This window comes from Streptomyces sp. NPDC056161 (assembly GCF_042268025.1).
Classification (GTDB): domain Bacteria; phylum Actinomycetota; class Actinomycetes; order Streptomycetales; family Streptomycetaceae; genus Streptomyces.
The window spans coordinates 86623-102221 of sequence record NZ_JBHJUV010000006.1; the positions used below are offsets into that span (position 1 = coordinate 86623).

A 15599-nucleotide genomic window follows, 5' to 3' on the forward strand; every position below is an offset into this window, starting at 1 on the left:
GCCCTTTACCGCCGGGCATTCCACATCCTGTTCAGGGGAAACCCAGGAGAAACGGCACAGTGATAGGTCCCTGTGAGCAAGCTGTTCCGACCGCGGAGCTCAGCTCGTGACCGCGGCGAGGCACGCGGTCACGCGTCCGGTTCGGCCATCGTGGTGGGCCCCGCTCGTGCAGTGGCGGAACTGGCGGCTGCTGGTGAAGCTCGGGGCCGTGCTGATCGTGCCGGCCTTGCTCGCCGTCGCCCTGGGCGTCATCCAGATCCAGCGTGACGTCGCGCAGGCCAACTCCTACGCGGACATGCAGAAGCTGGTCAAGATGCGTGGCGAGCTGCGGTCCCTGCTGGGGGCCCTGCAGATGGAACGCACCATGTCCGTGGAGCGGCTGGGCGACAGCGTCCCCCTCGCCCCCTCCGCCCTGCGGGAGCAGACGCGGCGCGTCGACCGCGCGCAGGCCGCCGTCACCAGCACCAGGAACCAGGAAGTCTCCCTCCGGGGTGTCGCGGCGAACCGCTACCGGGACGCCAGCAGCCTCCTGACCCGGCTGCCCGCCCTGCGTACGCAGGTGACGTCCGGCCGCATCACTTCCTGGACCGCGCTCAACGACTACAGCACGATCATCAAGGGGCTGCTCAATCTCGACGAAGCGCTTTTCAGCCCGCTCAGCGCTTCCCAGCTGTCCAGGTCGGCAACCACGTTGTACGACCTGGAGACGGTCGAGGAGCAGATCCACCTCCAGCACGTGATGCTGCTGGAGGCGGTCAGCCAGGGCCGTTCGATCACCCCGACGCTGGGCAAAGCCTTGCAGGAGTCCGGCGTCCGGTTGCAGGACGGGCTCGCCGACTTCCGGACCGTGGCCACCACCGCGGAGCTGAACGACTACCAGCGGACGGTCACCGGCTCGGCCGTCAGCAGGCGGGCACGAGCGGTGAGCGCCGCGCTGGCCGCGGCCCCCGGGTCGGACGCACCGCAGAATGCCGCCACCTCGCTGCCGGCCTCGGCCGAGGAGTGGAACCACGACTCGGAAACCACCGGCATGCTCGTCGGCAAGGTGGGAGACGACCTCACCCGCACGTTGCGCACGACGTCGGCCAGGTTGCAGGACCAGTCGAGCACCCGCGCGGGCCTGGCGTCCGTCACCGTCTTCGCCGTACTGCTGCTCGCCCTTGCCATCGGTCTCGCGATCGGCCGGGATCTGCTGCGGTCGCTGGCCGTCCTGCGGACGACGGCGCTCGACGTGGCGGAGCACCGGCTGCCCGCGGCGGTCGCGAGCATGCGCGAGGGGCAGGTGGCGAAGGCCGCGATCGACGTCGTACCGGTGCACAGCACGGAGGAGTTCGGCCAGCTCGCCAGGGCGTTCGACACGGTGCACGCGCAGGCCGTGCGCCTGGCCGCGGAGCAGGCCGGGCTGCGCGGTGACCTCAGGAACACCCTGGTCAACCTCTCCCGGCGCAGCCAGAGCCTGGTGGACCGCCTGCTGCTGCTGATGGAACAGTTGGAGCGGCGCGAAGAGGACCCGGACCAACTGGCCAGCCTCTTCACGCTCGATCACCTGGCGACGCGCATGCGGCGCAACAACGAGAACATGATGATCCTGTGCGGCAGCACGCTGGTGCGCTCGTTCCATCAGCGAGCGGCGCTGGACACCGTGCTGCGGGGTGCCGTCTCCGAGATCGAGCGCTACCAGCGCGTCACCGTGCAGCCCAGCCCTCCCGTCGACGTGATCGGGTACGCGGCCGGTGACCTGGGCCGGCTCGTCGCCGAACTGCTCGACAACGCCACGGCGTTCTCCCCGCCGCACACCCAGGTGCTCATCGGCGGTACCCAGATGTCCGACGGCTCGGTGTTGATCGAGATCCAGGACGAGGGAATCGGGATGAGCGAGCGCGACCTGGCCATGGCCAACCAGCGCGTGGCAGCGGAAGTCGCCACGGACGCGCCCGTGTCCCGGCAACTGGGGCTGTCCGTGGTCGGTCGTCTGGCCCAGCGGCACGGCATCGCCGTCAGCCTGATCTCGCAGCCGGACCGCAGGGGACTGCGGGTCCGGGTTCATATCGCGGCCACGCTGGTCACCGCGCAGGTGCCGGCCCGCACGGACCAGCCGGGCGCCCTGGCCCCGCAGCCGACCGCGGCCGGCGTTCCGGGCCGGGCGAACGGCAGCCGAGCGGACGGCGGCGGGACGGCGCCGCTCCCCTGGTCGGCCGACGGCGGCCGAACGGACGACGGCAGGACGGCCCCCCTCCCCCGGCGAGCCAACGGCAGCCGAACGGACGACGGCGGGACGGCGCCGCTCCCCTGGTCGGCCGACGGCGGCCGAACGGACGGCGGCAGGACGACGCCGCTCCCCCGGCGAGCCAACGGCAGCCGAACGGACGACGGCAGGACGGCGCCGCTCCCCCGGTCGGCCGACGGCGGCCGAACGGACGACGGCAGGACGACGCCGCTCCCCCGGCGAGCCAACGGCAGCCGAACGGACGACGGCAGGACGGCGCCGCTCCCCCGGCGACCCCTCACCGGCGCTGCCCGAGGGGCCGGGGCCGCCCCGGTCGACGAGGGTGCCACCCGGGAGTCCCCGGACTCCGTCGGCCGCCAGTGGTTCGCGGAGGCCGGGTGCGCATCGGCGACGGCCGCTCCGGGTGACGGGAACGGCGCGGCGGGCGCGGTACCGCCCGCCTCGGCGGTGAAGTCAGTGTCCGGCCCGACCGGCCCGTCCGGCCCGTCCGGGCAGTCCGGGCAGTCCGGGCAGCCCGGCTCCGCGTTCTCGCCCGGCCCGGCGTTCGCGCCCGGGACCCCCGGCGACCGCAAGCCGCCGACGGACCGACCGGCACCCCCGCTTCCTGTCCGACGCCCCACCAGGCAAGCCGCACCGGAGCCCGACGAGCAGGCCCGCCTCACGCAGGCCGGATTGCCCAGAAGGCTTCCGCCCACGCGATCCGATCCGGCCACGCGGTCCGATCCGGCCACGCGGTCCGATCCGCCGGTCCGGGCCGAGCGCCCGGCTGGGCGGCCCCCCGCCGAGGACGACGGAACAACGGGCTCGGCAGCCGGCCGCGCCCACAACTTCCTCAGCAGCTACCAGGCGGGCCTCCGCCGGGCGCGACCCGACCAGACACCGAATCCATAGCCGACGGGCAGGAAGAAGCCATGACATCACCCCACTCCGGGGAGGTGAGCCAGTTCGGATGGCTGGTCACCAACTTCACCGAGCGAGTTCCCAATGTGGCGCACATCGTGGTGATCTCGTCCGACGGGCTGCTGCTCACCGCGTCGGACCGGCTGTCGGACGAACGTGCCGAGCAACTCTCCACCATCGCGGCCGGCGCCATCAGCCTGATCCATGCCGCTGCCCGCTGTACTGATACCGGGGACGTACGGAGCACGGTGATCCAGATGGAGCACGGCAACATGCTGATGATGTCGATCCGGGACGGCTCGTGCATGGTGGCCCTGGCGGCGCCGGACTGCGAAATCGGCCAGATCGCCTACGAGATGTCCGTGCTCGTCGACCAGGTCGGTGAGATGCTGACTCCGGAACTGCGTACCGAACTACAGCAATCCCGGCAGACTGCCGCCCGATAGCGCGGACGAGAAGAACATGAGCACCGGTGAAGGCCCGTCCGGGCCTCGGAGAGATCAGGATACGGGCGACGAACAGACCTTCGCCGACGTGCTCAACGCGTTCAGTTTCGGCAGCGCGCGGCGCAGGCGAAAGACGTCCGGAACGCGTGGCACGCCGCAGGACGTGCAGCACCACGAGGGGGAGAACGACGCGCCGTTCGGGCGGACGCCCGGAGCGGACGACCGGCCGGCCGCCTGGGAACCCGGGAACGCCGACGGGGAAGCACCGGCCGCGTCGGTCCGCGCCTACGTGTGGACGGGCGGCCGGACCAGGACGCACCACCATTTCGAGGTCGAGACCCTGGTCACCGCTGCCGAACCGAGCAGCAACGCCGTCCCGGAGCCCTACCGTACGGCGCTCGCGCTGTGCCAGGAACCGAGATCGGTGGCCGAGATGGCGGCGCTGCTCGCGATGCCGCTCGGGGTGGCCATGGTCCTCCTCGGTGAGATGGCGGATCACGGGATGATCGTCATCCATGGTGCGGCGATCGACGACGGCGGTGCCCCGACCATCACCCTGATGGAGAGGGTGCTGGTCGGACTGCGTCACCTCTGACGTGCCCGGCCCGCCCCGGATGGCGCCGCCGGGCACGCCCCGTCAAAGGTGACCGCCTTCGTCGTGCTCATTCGTCGTGCTCATTCGTCGTACTCATTCGTCGCGTTCATTGGTCGCGTTCATTGGTCGCGTTCATTCGTCGTGCTCATTCGGGTGGGGCAGGCGGTGCCGCCCGCCCCGGCAGGCTCAGGCCGCCGCGCTGTCGATCTCCACGACGCAACGGCGGAGTTCGTAGCTCGCGATGTCGTCGATGAAGGAGACGTCGGGTGGGGTCACCATGCGTAATCCGGGCAGGGCGAACAGTCCACTGAGGAAGATGTCCGTCTCCAGGAGTGCGATGTGCAGCCCGGGACACTTGTGCGGGCCGTCGCCGAAGGACAGTCCCGGGGAGCCCGTGCCGTCGCTCATGGGGCGGCCGGGGCGGAGGTGTTCCGGTCGTGGGCCTGCGGCTCGTTCGTCGAGGTTGGTGCGGTCGATGAGGATGTCGACGCGTTCGCCCGCCGGTACCGTCAGGGTCTCGTCGCCGCTGCCAGGCAGGTCGAGGGGCTGGGTGGTGCGGCGGCTGAGGCGGCCGATGACCGGCTCCAGGCGGAGGATCTCGCTGAGCACGGCGCGCCTGCCGTCCTCGTCCGACTGCTGATAGTGCGTCAGCAGATCGGCGTCGGAGAACAGGTGCCAGGCCGCCGCGCTGATGAACTCACGGGTGGTGACCATCCCGGCGGCGGCGAAGGTGATGCATTCGCCGAGGATCTCCTCGGCCGAGCAGCCCTCGTCCAGCAGGTGCGAGATGAGGTCGTCGCGGCGCCTGCGGCGGCGGGCCCGTACGGCGGGACGCACGTCGCCCAGATAGATGCGCAGCCAGTTGGAGTTCTGGCGCATCATCCAGTAGATGCCGTGCAGACTGGTGAGTCCGGGCGTACCGAATTTCTCGGGGAAGAAGCGGTCCAGCCGCTGTTTGATGCCGGGACGGCTGTCGGTCAGGCCGATGACGGCGCAGGCCACTTCGATCGCCAGGTTGAAACTCAGGTCGGACAGCGCGGCCCGGCGGGTCGTTCTGAGGTGGTCGAGTTGGGCCTGTGTGACACGGAGCATGACGTCGCGGTAGTGCTCGTCGACGCGGCGCGGGGTGAAGAACCGGGCGGTCTGGCGGCGGTGTTCGCGATGTTCCGGTCCGTCCCGGTAGAGCACCGGCCGCCGGATGCTCGACGGGAGTTTCTCGACCATCTGGATACCCAGACCGGCCTGCACGGTCGTGGTGCTGCGCAGGACGGCACGGGCTTCGTCGTACCCGTGCACCCGCCAGACGCCGTCGCTTCCGCGCGAGACGGGACAGCCGGTCGCCGCCGTGTCCCGCTCGATCCTGCGACATCCGTATTCCCTGTCCGCTTCCCGGTTCTCGCCGCCCACGAGCGGCACCTCCCTTTCCCGAAGACGATGCCGTGCGTCGCAGCCAGTGCGTCCCCGGTGGGCGCCGGGGCCCGCAGGGGGCTTTCTGGTTCCTTCCCGGCCACGGCCGTCTCGTATCCCCGGGCGACGGCCCGTATCCGGCCCGTATCCGGCCCACGTCCGGCCCATATCCCGCCCGCGTCCGTCCCATATCCAGCCCGAATCCGGCCCGAATCCGGCCCCGTAGCGGCCTCCGACGGCGGTCCGCGACTGCCCGTCGTACGACTCCGCACGTGCCGACCACCAGTCACTCGACTCCGCACCCGCCGCTTCCCCGTCGCACGGCTCCGCACCCGCCGCTTCCCCGTCGCACGGCTCCGCACCCGCCGCTTCCCCGTCGCACCTGGCGCATCACGCGCCTTCGGTGGTCTGCCAGGTCGCTGCGGGGTCCGTCGTCCGTGTCGCGAGCGGCAGCGACACGACCATGGTGAGGCCGCCGCCAGGGGTGTCCTCAGGGGTGAGGGTGCCGTCCATCGCCTCGGTCAGTCCCCGCGCGAGGGCGAGACCGAGGCCGAGGCCGCTGGTGTTGTCGGTGTCGCCGAGGCGCTGGAAGGGTTCGAAGATCCGTTCCCGGCCGTCGGCCGGCAGTCCGGGTCCCCGGTCCACCACCCGCAGCTCCACCCGCCCCGCCAGCGCACTGGCCGTGACCAGCACCCTGCGGCCGGGCGGGGTGTAGCGGGCGGCGTTGCCCGCCAGGTTGGCGACGACCCGTTCCAGCAGCGGCGGATCGGCCAGCACCGGTGGGATCTTCTCCACGTCCGCCACCTCCGCCCCGGCCACGTCCGCCAGCGCCGGGGGCAGCACCTCCTCCAGCGAGGTCGCCCGCAGGTTCAGCGTCAGGGCGCCGGCCTCCAGGCGGCTGAGATCGAGCAGGTTCTCCACCAGACGGTTCAGCTTGGCCATGGACGCGTCGGCCGTGGCGAGGAGTTCCTCCCGGTCCTGGGCGGAGAAGGCGACGTCCCGGCTGCGCAGCGAGGTGACCGCGGCCCAGCCCGCGGCGAGCGGGGTGCGCAGGTCGTGGCCGACGGCCCGCAGCAGGGCCGTTCGCAGCCGGTCGGCGGCCTTGACCGGCTCCACCTCGGCCGCCGCCTCGGCGAGCCGGGCGCGCTCGACCGCGGAGCCGACGTGTGCGGCGAAGGCCGCGAGCACCCGCCGCTCGGAGGAGGAGAGGGTACGGCCGTGCAGCACGAGGTAGGCGTCCGGACCGGCGGGCACGGCCGTCGCGCCCGGTGCGTCGGGGGGCTCGTCCACCAGGTCCGCCGAGTCCATGCCGAAGGTCTCCCGGGTGCGCTCCAGCAGCGCGGGGATGGCCGCCTCGCCCCGCACGATGCTCCCGGCCAGGGAGGACATGGTCTCCGCCTCGGCGGTGGCCCGAGCCGAGCGGCGGGACAGGCGCAGCGACCGGTCGACCACCGCGGCCACGGTCGCCGCGACGATCGCGAACACCAGGAGCGCCAGCAGGGCGTTCGGATCGTCGAGGGTGAAATGGCCGATGGGTGGGATGAACCAGTAGTTCAGCAGCAGGGACGCCGTCACCGAGGCGATCACCGCCGACGTGACACCGCCTATGCAGGCCACTCCCACCACGGCGAGCAGGAACAGCAGGGCCTCGCTGGTCAGGTTCAGGCTGCCGCGCAGCTGGGCGAGGACGACGGTGAGCAGGACCGGCAGCACCAGGCCGGCCACCGGACCGGCGATCATCCGGGCCGTCGACAGGGTGCGGCGGCGGGACGGCAGGAGGGTGCCGCGGCCGGCCCGCTCGTGGCTGACCCGGTGCACGTCGATGTCACCGGACAGTTCGGTGACCGTCTCCCCGGTGCCCGGTGCGGTCAGCAGCCGGGTCAGCCGGCCGCGGCGGCTGGTGCCGAGCACGAGCTGGGTGGCGTTCTCGGCCCGCGCGAACTCCACCAGGGAGGTGGCCACGTCGTCACCGACCACCGAGTGGTAGCTGCCGCCGAGGTCCTCGACGAGCCTGCGCTGCCGGGCCAGCGACGCGTGCGACACCCCGGCGGCAAGGCCGGTGCTGCGGGCCACGTGCACGGCGAGCAGGTCGCCGCCCGCGGACCGGTCGGCGATGCGGGCGGCCCGCCGTACCAGGGTGTCGCCCTCCGGGCCGCCGGTCAGCGCGACCACGACCCTCTCCCGGGTCTCCCACACCCGCCCGATGCCGTGCTGCGACCGGTACTCCTGGAGCGCCTCGTCGACCCGGTCGGCCACCCACAGCAGCGCGAGCTGGCGCAGCGCGGTGAGGTTGCCGGGCCGGAAGTAGCTGGCGAGCGCCGCGTCGATCTTCTCGGGGGCGTAGATGTTGCCGTGCGCCATACGGCGGCGCAGCCCCTCGGGGGGCATGTCCACCAGCTCGATCTGCGCGGCACGCCGTACGACCTCGTCCGGCACGGTCTCGTGCTGCGGCACCCCGGTGATCTTCTCGACCACGTCGCCCAGGGACTCCAGGTTCTGGACGTTCAGCGCGGTCATCACGTCGATGCCGGCCGCGAGGAGTTCCTCGATGTCCTGCCAGCGCTTGGGGTTGCGGCCGTCGCCGGGGACGTTGCCGTGGGCGAACTCGTCGACGATCGCCACCTGCGGGCGGCGGGCCAGGACCGCGGCCAGGTCCAGTTCCTGGAACGGGCCGCCCGGGTGGGCGCAGGACACCGGGGGAACCGTCTCCAGGCCGTCGAGCATCGCCTGCGTGTGCGGGCGTCCGTGGCACTCGGCGAATCCGACCACCACGTCCGCTCCGCGGACGGCGCGACGCCGCGCCTCGTCGAGCATCCGGTAGGTCTTGCCGACCCCCGGGGCCGCCCCGAGGTAGATCTTCAATCGTCCGGGCCGTACGTCACTCATCGCCGCCGACGCGCTCCGCTCAGTTGTCCAACACCCGTCGCGGGAGGGGGGTTTCCTCCAGGGAATCCGCTGCTGGGGGCGGCCGGAGGGCCGTTAGCGGTTCCTTGGCGTCGGCCCCGGCGACCTTGACACCGCCTTGACGTGGCGCGGGCCGGTCAGGCGGGGCCGGACGTGCCGGGCAGGCCGGGGTCGGGGCCGGACGTGCCGGGCAGGCCGGAGTGGGGGCCGGACGTGCCGGGCAGGCCGGAGTGGGGGCCGGACGTGCCGGGCAGGGCGGGGTCGGGGCCGGACGTGCCGGGCAGGCCGGGGTCGGGGCCGGACGTGCCGGGCAGGCCGGGGTCGGGGCCGCCCGTGACCGGCCACTCCGCCTGGCCGATATCCGCCCTTTCCCTGATCTGTCACCCACACGCGATCATCCTCGCTACTCTCGGGGCCCGAGGGAGGCGAGCATGGAGAAGTTACAGCCGGGGGATCCGCGGCGGATCGGTCCGTTCCAGGTCATGGCGCGGCTCGGCGGCGGTGGCATGGGCACGGTCTACCTGGCGTCCCGGCAGCCCGGGGACGATCCCGTGGCGGTCAAGGTGATCAGGCCGGAGCACGCGCAGGACCCGGACTTCCGGCGACGGTTCAGTCGCGAGGCCGACGCGGCGAGCCGCCTGAGCGACCGGCACGCGGTCCGGGTGCTGGACTTCGACGTCGACGCCGCCGAACCCTGGCTCGCCACCGAGTACGTGGCGGGCCCCTCGCTGCGCGAACGGGTGCGGCAAGCGGGCGCTCTGCCGCTCGCGCAGGTGGTCGACCTCGGCCTGGGACTGGCGGCCGGACTGGTCGCGCTGCACGAGGCCGGTCTGATCCACCGGGACCTGAAGCCGGGCAACGTGCTCCTGGCCGACGACGGCCCGAAGATCATCGATTTCGGGCTCGCCCACGCCCACGACTTCAGCTCCCTGACGCACACCGGCGCACCCCTCGGCACACCCGGTTACTTCTCCCCGGAACAGGTGGCGGGCCGAAAGGTCGGGCCGGCCACCGACGTCTTCGCGCTCGGGGCCGTACTGGCCTACGCGGCCGGCGGCACGCCCCCGTTCGGACAGGGTGAATTCGCGGCTCTGGCCTACCGGGTGATCCACCTGGAACCGGACTTGTCCGCCGTACCGCCGCACCTGCGCGAGCTGGTCGGGGCGTGCCTGTCGAAGGACCCGGAACGGCGGCCCGCGCCGGACGGTGTGCGGGAGTTCCTGAGCGCGCTACGGGTCGCGGAACCGGGCGGGCGGCGGGTCCGGGTGCCCCCGATCGGTGCCGGGCGCCGGGAGTCGGCCCGCGGGTCGGCCGCCGCGGCCACGGCGAGGCACAGGCACAGGCACAGACGCAGGCGGTTGGCCGTCGTGGGAGGCGCGGTCACGGCCCTGGCGCTGACGGCGACAGGGATCGCCGTCAAGGTGATCGACGGCACAGAAGGCGGCGGAGGCGGCGGAGGCGAAAAGGGCGGACGTGGCACCGTCGGCGCGTCGCACACGCCGTCATCGGGCCCGAGCCCGAGCCCGTCCGCGCCGTCCGCCGGCGCGTCACCGACGCAGGACGACTACACCACCCGGCTGATCGGATCGCTTCAGTACGATCCCCGCCAGGGCGGCTGTGTGATGGACGGGACCACTCGGCTGCGCTCGGCAGCCGGCTACGGCATCACCGCGAGGCCCCTGGAACGCAGAGGCGGCCACCTGTCCCGGGCGGACATCACGGTGCGCGTCGACCGCTCCCTGGACATGGGGGGCGAACCGACCGTCGTCCACGTGACCTTCCCGAAGGGGGAGGACACCTACCTGGTGCTGCCCGAGGGCCTTGACCAGTGGACCTTCACCTGGCCCGACCAGGTGGTGAAGCAACTGCCACGCGCCGCCGACGACATGGCGGCGGTGGAACTGTTCGGTCCCTACACGGTGGTGATCGTGCGGGGGAACGTGCAAGGGTGCGACGGTTTCCTGGGCGACATCAAAGGGTACGGCGAAGTCTGACCGGCGTGCGCTGCTAGTCCATTCCCCGCTCTTCCAGGGCCGACCGCAGGCTACGCAGGGCATAGTACACACGGGACTTCACGGTGCCCTGGGGGACACCGAGTTCGTCCGCCGCCTGCTGGGTGGTGTGGTCCGCGAAGAAGGTCGCCTGGAGCACGTCGCGGTGTGCCGGTGACAGCGCTTGCAGGGCGTCGTGCAGCACCATCGACGACAGCATCTGGTCTATGTCGTCGGCCTCGGCGCCCATTTCGGTCAGCCAGGTGGCTCCGCTGATCTCCGTCGGCCGGGCCATCCGCGTACGGTGCGCGTCTATGACGAGGTTGCGGGCCACCCGGAACATCCAGGGGCGTATCGCCATGCCCTCGTCGTCACCGAGGTTCTGCTTGTTCCAGCAGCGCAGCAACGTCTCCTGAATGACGTCCTCCGTGCGATGGGTGTCGCCGCCCAGCATCCGCAGCACATACGAATAGAGAGCCGGGCCGTGTTCCAGGTAGAGGTTACGAAGCGCCCGTTCTTCCGGGGAGACCGCGCTAGCGGACCCGATGACCGTCACGTTCATGGTGTGCTCCTGCTCCTTGGGATGTCCGTCCCAGTCCACGGGGACTGAGACTGGAGCTCCTGGGGAACGGAGTGTTGCGAGGGGCGTTCCACGTACGTTGGACACTCGTTCTGCGACTTGATGGATACGCAGGTGAGAGCCTGTTTACCGGCGAGTATGCAGGGTGTACAACCAAGGGGTAACTCAGACGTACTCCTCAAGTTCCTCCACGTGCCCGCGGATCCGCTCGGCGAGTTCCGCGTGACCGGAGGGCAGTGGGCCGCGCGCCTGCAACCTGTCCCACATGTGCAGCAGTTCGCGCCCGTGAACGAGGGCGGCGACGTCGTCGTCGAGCCGTTGCCAGGCCGCCGCCGCCCGCGCCACCTCCGTCGACGCCCGCTCGTCCATGGCGCCGCAGCGGATCCGGGCCACGGCCAGGGCCAGCACGGTGGCCTCGCGGTACTCGCCGCGCAGGTACGCCAGGTAGGCCTCCACCGAACGCGCCTCCAGGGTGTGCGCGTGCTCGGCGCCGACCGCATCGGTCAGGCTCTCGCGCAGCGCCGTCGCGTCTGCGAACGCCTCGTCGAGCCGGCCGATCGCGGACAACGCGTTGATGCGGCCGATGCGTTCGGCGATCTCGGGCGGGAGACCGGTGCCGGCGGCGGAGACCGAGGCGAAGGCGGTGACCTGGGCGCCGGAGCCGGCGCCGGTTCGGTCGCCGCCCGCCGCCTCGTCACTCACCCCACCCGTTGCGGCCTGCGCGCGGGCCCGCCCGATCGCGGCGGCGAGGGCGGAGACGGGAGCGCGGGCGGGAGTCGGAGCGGCGGGGGCCGGGGGCGCGGGAGCGGTTTCGACGGCCGTGGGATCGGTGAGGGCGGGAGGGATTTCGGCAGCCGGAGGCTCAGTGACGGCGGGGACGGTTTCGGCAGCCGGGGGCACGGCGGGCTCGGGAACGCGCTCGGCGACCGGGGGCGCGGTCGGCCCGGCGGCGGTCTCGACGACCGGGAACACGGTGGGTGCGGAAACGGCGTCGTCGACCGGGAACGCGGTGGGTGCGGGGGCGGCGGTCTCGGCGGTCCGGGGTGCGACGGGCGCCGGGGCGGTGGCGGGGGAACGCCTGGCCGCCACCGGGGTGCGGACGGGGGCCCTGGCAACCAGCAGGGCCGGGGCGGGACCCGCGGACACGGTCGGGGCCGGTTCCAGATCCGCGTCCGGGACCAGGTACGGAACCGGGTCCGGGGCCGGGGCCGGGGCCGGTGGTGGGGGTGCCGTGGTCGCGGCGAGCGGCTCGGCGAACGGGGCTTCCGCGGAGAGGATTTCCGCGGACGGGAATCCCGCAGAGGGAAATCCCGCAGAGAGTGCTTCCTCGGTCGGGGCGTACGCGGAGGGTGCCTCCTCGACGAAGGACTCCTCGTAGAAGGCTTCCTCGGAGGGGGACTCCTCCGCGAAGGCTTCCTCAGAGGGGGACACCTCGGCGAAGGCTTCCTCGGCGAAGGACTCCTCGGAGGGGGACACCTCCGCGAAGGATCCCTCGATCGCGCCGTCCCCCGTCGAGCCGTCCCCCGTCGAGCCGTCCTCCGCGAAGTCGCCCTCCGCGAAGTCCCCCTCGATCGCGTGGCCCTCGATCGCGTCGCCCTCGATCGCATCGTCCTCGATCGCATCGTCCTCGGGAATGAGTACGCGGCTGGAGCCGTCCGGTGCCACCTCAAGGACGAAGTAGGAGTCGCCGGGGCCGTCGGTCACGGTCGCCTCCACGGAGGTGCCGTACTCCTGCGCGTACCGCTGCAACTGGTCGAGCACGGCCTCGTGCACGGACTCGTCCGGCTCGGGGACGACGGGGTCTCCGTCGATGTCGGCGAGCCCGTCGTCGGAGATGTACACATCGAAGCGGGCCATGGCTGTCCTCCTCATGGGGTGGGGCTCGGGCTGTCGCTGGTGGGCGGAGGAGGCGGGGGAATCGTCGCCCTGGGGTCGAAGGATTCGCCGTCGGTGACACTCGGGGTCGCCCCGTACGGAATATCGACGATGCCGCCGTACTTGGCGAACTGAGCCCGGATGGCGGCGATGTAGCCCTGCGTGTCGTTCGTCAACGCCACCCCGCCCGCTCCCACGCTGGACGCGTCCATCCCGAGGTAGTAGGCGGCGAGGGTGAGGTCCAGCACGCTGCCGGTGGCCGTCTTGTTGTCGACCCGCTTCTGGTTCTCCTCGGCGAGAGCGCACATGTACCGGGCCTGCGCCATGATCGAGTCCTTGTTGTCCGTGGCGGAGGTCTTGTCGTTGTCGTCGTCGTCCTTGCCGTACTTGTCGAAGATCGCGGGCGGCAGCTGGGAGATGCCCTTCGCGCCGTTCGCGCCGACCATGGTGGAGTTGAAGCCCGACGCGTACTCGATCTGTGAGGCGATGACGATCGGGCCGATCTGGGAGCACTGACCGCCGGCCGTCTCGATGATGTCCTGAAGGTCCGCGGGGACGGAGTCCGGGGCCAGCGCGCCCTTGCCGTCGCCCTGGAAGGCGGTGATCGCCTGGTCGCCCATGTCGTCGTAGTCATGGTGGCTCCCACCGCCACCCCCGAACAGCAGGATCAGCACGACGATCGGCATGAGCAGGATGCCGAGCCCGCAGAAAATGATCACTATGGGAGTCACGAGGACCACCGCCAGGAGGCCAAGACAGCCGCCGCCGAGGGCGGTGAGGGCCGAGACGATCAGCGCGATCGGACTCTTCTGTTGCTCGGTACTCATCTGTGTCCGCCTTCCTCCCCTCATCTTTTGAACCGCTGGGGCCGCATCGCCGTTGTGGTGTCGACGGGCTCGAAGAGATCAAACGCAGCTCAGGGCGAAGAAGTTCAAACCGGTGGAAAACAGATGAGCCAGCGCAGCGGAAACACGAGCGAGGAAGGGGGCGGGGCGCACATGGGCACTCCCTCGGCGTCGCCGTCGGGCCCACAGCCATGGGTACGGGGACCGAAGTCCACGCGGCCGACGCCCCCGCAGCCGCGGCCGGCCGCCGGCGACGGGATGGGGCCGGGGACGGCCCCCGGTGACCCGATGCCCCCGGCCGGACCCGGCGTACCGCCGTCGGGCAGGCCCGCACCACGCCGTGGACGGCCGGGGGCGGGCCCCGGCGCGCCCGCGGGCCCGCCGTCGGCGGGTGCGCCGTCGGCCGGGGGAACGGCGCCGGTCCGCGGACCCCGACGGACCCCACCCCCCACCGCCACGCCCCGAACCGGCGCGCCCGGGGCAGCTCCCCGAGCGGCCGGGCCCCGAGCCGGTGCGCCCGGGACGGCACCAGCGCCCCGCACCGCACCCCGGCCCGACGCGCCCCGCTCCCCCCAGCCCACCCGGGCCCAGGGCCGCGGTCCCGCGTCCGCCCCCGTGCGCCGTCCCGCGTCCGCCGCCCGTGCCGCCGAGGCGCCCTGGGGCGAACAGCGGCGGCCCCGGCAGGCAGGGGCGAGGTCCCGGGACGAGATCGGCTGGGTCAAGGCACACGGCGGCGCCGGTGCGAGCACGCTCACCGAACTGCTCGGCGGCATCGACGTGGGCGCCCGCTGGCCGGAGCCGGCCAGGGGCGAACCCCGCCGGATCGTGCTCGTCGGCCGGACCAGCGCGCAGGGCCTGACGTCCGTATCGCAGGCGCTCGGCGCGCTGAACGACGGCAAGGCACCGCAGGGCCTCGAACTGGTGGCTGTGGTCCTGGTCGCCGACACTCCGGGCCGGCTGCCGCTCAGCCTGCTGCGCCGGATCCGGATCATCCGCTCCGCCGCCCATGTGCACCGGGTGCCGTGGATCCCGGCCTGGCGGGTGGGCGGGAGGCCGCGCGCGCTGCCCCGGCAACTCAGCACGCTCGCCCACCTGCTGGGCACCGACCTCCGCTCCGAGGAAAGCTCGTCATGAACCAACTGCTGCTCCACGGCCCCTTCCTGGCCGACGGCTTCGACCCCAACGCGGGGGGCGAGACCACCTCCATCCTCGGTGTGCTCGCCTGGTGCGCCTCGGCCGCCGGGGTGGGCGGACTGATCATCGTCGGCATGCAGATGGCCCTCCAGATACGGCGCGGTGAGCCCGGTGAGGGCGGCATGCACTTCCGCGGTGTCCTCTTCGTCACCCTCGCCTGCATCCTCGCCAGCTGTGCCGGTCCGCTCGTCGCGTTCCTCGGCGACCTGGGGCTGCACTGACCCCACCCCCGTGCACGTGCCCGTACCGCTTTCCCCGACTGCTCGTCCCACCGCTCCCTGTCCAGCTCCACGCCCGCCGTCCGGCCGGGCGCCGAACTCCCCGGAGATTCCATGTCCCTCGAACTGTTCAACCACGCCGTTCAGCTCGCTGACGTTCCTGACCCGAAGACGGGAGACGCCCCAGGACCGCTGAAGGACAAGGTCACACTCGTACTCGGCATTCTCGCCTGGGCCGGTACCGCCGCCGGCGTGGCCGGTGTGCTGATCACCGGCTCGATGATGGCCGTCTCCCTGAAGCGCGGCGAGAGTTCGGAGCACATGAGCCGACTCGGCATGGTGCTCGGCGGCTGTGTCCTGGTGGCCACCGCGGGCCCGCTGGTCAACTTCGTCTTCAACTAGACCGGCGGTCGTCCT

General features: G+C 72.1%; 12 protein-coding genes. 7 read left to right on the top strand and 5 right to left on the bottom strand.

Features of this window, described 5'->3' with window-relative positions:
* The first annotated feature begins 166 nt into the window (after positions 1 to 166).
* Genes ACFC09_RS07850 through ACFC09_RS07860 form a run of 3 tightly spaced genes read left to right on the top strand, consistent with a single transcriptional unit; the run spans position 167 to position 4168 of the window.
* Entirely contained in the window at positions 167 to 3118 is a 2952-nt protein-coding gene (locus ACFC09_RS07850) for a nitrate- and nitrite sensing domain-containing protein (protein ID WP_376524839.1), read from the top strand.
* A gap of 20 nt (positions 3119 to 3138) precedes the next feature.
* Positions 3139 to 3573, top strand: a complete 435-nt coding sequence (locus ACFC09_RS07855; protein ID WP_376524841.1) for a roadblock/LC7 domain-containing protein — start codon at positions 3139 to 3141, stop codon at positions 3571 to 3573.
* 16 nt (positions 3574 to 3589) lie between these two features.
* On the top strand, positions 3590 to 4168 hold the full coding sequence (locus ACFC09_RS07860) for a DUF742 domain-containing protein (RefSeq protein ID WP_376524843.1): 579 nt from the start codon (positions 3590 to 3592) through the stop codon (positions 4166 to 4168).
* A gap of 186 nt (positions 4169 to 4354) precedes the next feature.
* Here ACFC09_RS07860 and ACFC09_RS07865 read toward each other — a convergent pair whose 3' ends face one another.
* The gene (locus tag ACFC09_RS07865; RefSeq protein ID WP_376524844.1) at positions 4355 to 5575 is read right to left on the bottom strand and encodes a cytochrome P450; all 1221 of its coding nucleotides are present in this window, start codon (positions 5573 to 5575) and stop codon (positions 4355 to 4357) included.
* Positions 5576 to 5965: 390 nt separating this feature from the next.
* Entirely contained in the window at positions 5966 to 8461 is a 2496-nt protein-coding gene (locus ACFC09_RS07870; protein ID WP_376524845.1) for an ATP-binding protein, read from the bottom strand.
* 449 nt (positions 8462 to 8910) lie between these two features.
* On the opposite strand from ACFC09_RS07870, the gene ACFC09_RS07875 reads away from it, so the two are divergent.
* Positions 8911 to 10473, top strand: a complete 1563-nt coding sequence (locus ACFC09_RS07875; RefSeq protein ID WP_376524847.1) for a serine/threonine-protein kinase — start codon at positions 8911 to 8913, stop codon at positions 10471 to 10473.
* A gap of 13 nt (positions 10474 to 10486) precedes the next feature.
* Here the strand turns inward: ACFC09_RS07875 and ACFC09_RS07880 are convergent, their stop codons facing one another.
* The 3 genes from ACFC09_RS07880 to ACFC09_RS07890 all read right to left on the bottom strand — a co-directional run bounded on the left by ACFC09_RS07880 (position 10487) and on the right by ACFC09_RS07890 (position 13752).
* Complete coding sequence (locus ACFC09_RS07880; RefSeq protein WP_376524849.1) at positions 10487 to 11032, bottom strand: sigma-70 family RNA polymerase sigma factor; 546 nt, start codon at positions 11030 to 11032, stop codon at positions 10487 to 10489.
* Between the two features lie 183 nt (positions 11033 to 11215).
* Positions 11216 to 12907, bottom strand: a complete 1692-nt coding sequence (locus tag ACFC09_RS07885; RefSeq protein ID WP_376524851.1) for a hypothetical protein — start codon at positions 12905 to 12907, stop codon at positions 11216 to 11218.
* A gap of 11 nt (positions 12908 to 12918) precedes the next feature.
* Positions 12919 to 13752 carry a lytic transglycosylase domain-containing protein gene (locus ACFC09_RS07890; protein WP_376524853.1) on the bottom strand — a complete coding sequence of 278 codons (834 nt, stop codon included), beginning with the start codon at positions 13750 to 13752 and terminating at the stop codon, positions 12919 to 12921.
* A gap of 633 nt (positions 13753 to 14385) precedes the next feature.
* Here ACFC09_RS07890 and ACFC09_RS07895 point away from each other — a divergent pair.
* The 3 genes from ACFC09_RS07895 to ACFC09_RS07905 all read left to right on the top strand — a co-directional run bounded on the left by ACFC09_RS07895 (position 14386) and on the right by ACFC09_RS07905 (position 15584).
* Positions 14386 to 14904: a DUF6668 family protein gene (locus tag ACFC09_RS07895; protein WP_376524855.1), complete on the top strand. Its 519-nt coding sequence runs from the start codon at positions 14386 to 14388 to the stop codon at positions 14902 to 14904.
* The gene (locus ACFC09_RS07900) at positions 14901 to 15185 is read left to right on the top strand and encodes a hypothetical protein (RefSeq protein ID WP_376524857.1); all 285 of its coding nucleotides are present in this window, start codon (positions 14901 to 14903) and stop codon (positions 15183 to 15185) included. The genes ACFC09_RS07895 and ACFC09_RS07900 overlap by 4 nt, the downstream gene beginning before the upstream one ends.
* A gap of 111 nt (positions 15186 to 15296) precedes the next feature.
* The gene (locus ACFC09_RS07905) at positions 15297 to 15584 is read left to right on the top strand and encodes a hypothetical protein (protein WP_376524859.1); all 288 of its coding nucleotides are present in this window, start codon (positions 15297 to 15299) and stop codon (positions 15582 to 15584) included.
* Positions 15585 to 15599: the final 15 nt, after the last annotated feature.

Bases quoted from the DNA above. Each gene is read 5' to 3' on its own strand.
- ACFC09_RS07855 (WP_376524841.1), top strand. From the start codon at position 3,139: ATGACATCACCCCACTCCGGGGAGGTGAGCCAGTTCGGATGGCTGGTC.
- ACFC09_RS07860 (WP_376524843.1), top strand. From the start codon at position 3,590: ATGAGCACCGGTGAAGGCCCGTCCGGGCCTCGGAGAGATCAGGATACG.
- ACFC09_RS07870 (WP_376524845.1), bottom strand. From the start codon at position 8,461: ATGAGTGACGTACGGCCCGGACGATTGAAGATCTACCTCGGGGCGGCC.
- ACFC09_RS07875 (WP_376524847.1), top strand. From the start codon at position 8,911: ATGGAGAAGTTACAGCCGGGGGATCCGCGGCGGATCGGTCCGTTCCAG.
- ACFC09_RS07880 (WP_376524849.1), bottom strand. From the start codon at position 11,032: ATGAACGTGACGGTCATCGGGTCCGCTAGCGCGGTCTCCCCGGAAGAA.
- ACFC09_RS07885 (WP_376524851.1), bottom strand. From the start codon at position 12,907: ATGGCCCGCTTCGATGTGTACATCTCCGACGACGGGCTCGCCGACATC.
- ACFC09_RS07890 (WP_376524853.1), bottom strand. From the start codon at position 13,752: ATGAGTACCGAGCAACAGAAGAGTCCGATCGCGCTGATCGTCTCGGCC.
- ACFC09_RS07900 (WP_376524857.1), top strand. From the start codon at position 14,901: ATGAACCAACTGCTGCTCCACGGCCCCTTCCTGGCCGACGGCTTCGAC.
- ACFC09_RS07905 (WP_376524859.1), top strand. From the start codon at position 15,297: ATGTCCCTCGAACTGTTCAACCACGCCGTTCAGCTCGCTGACGTTCCT.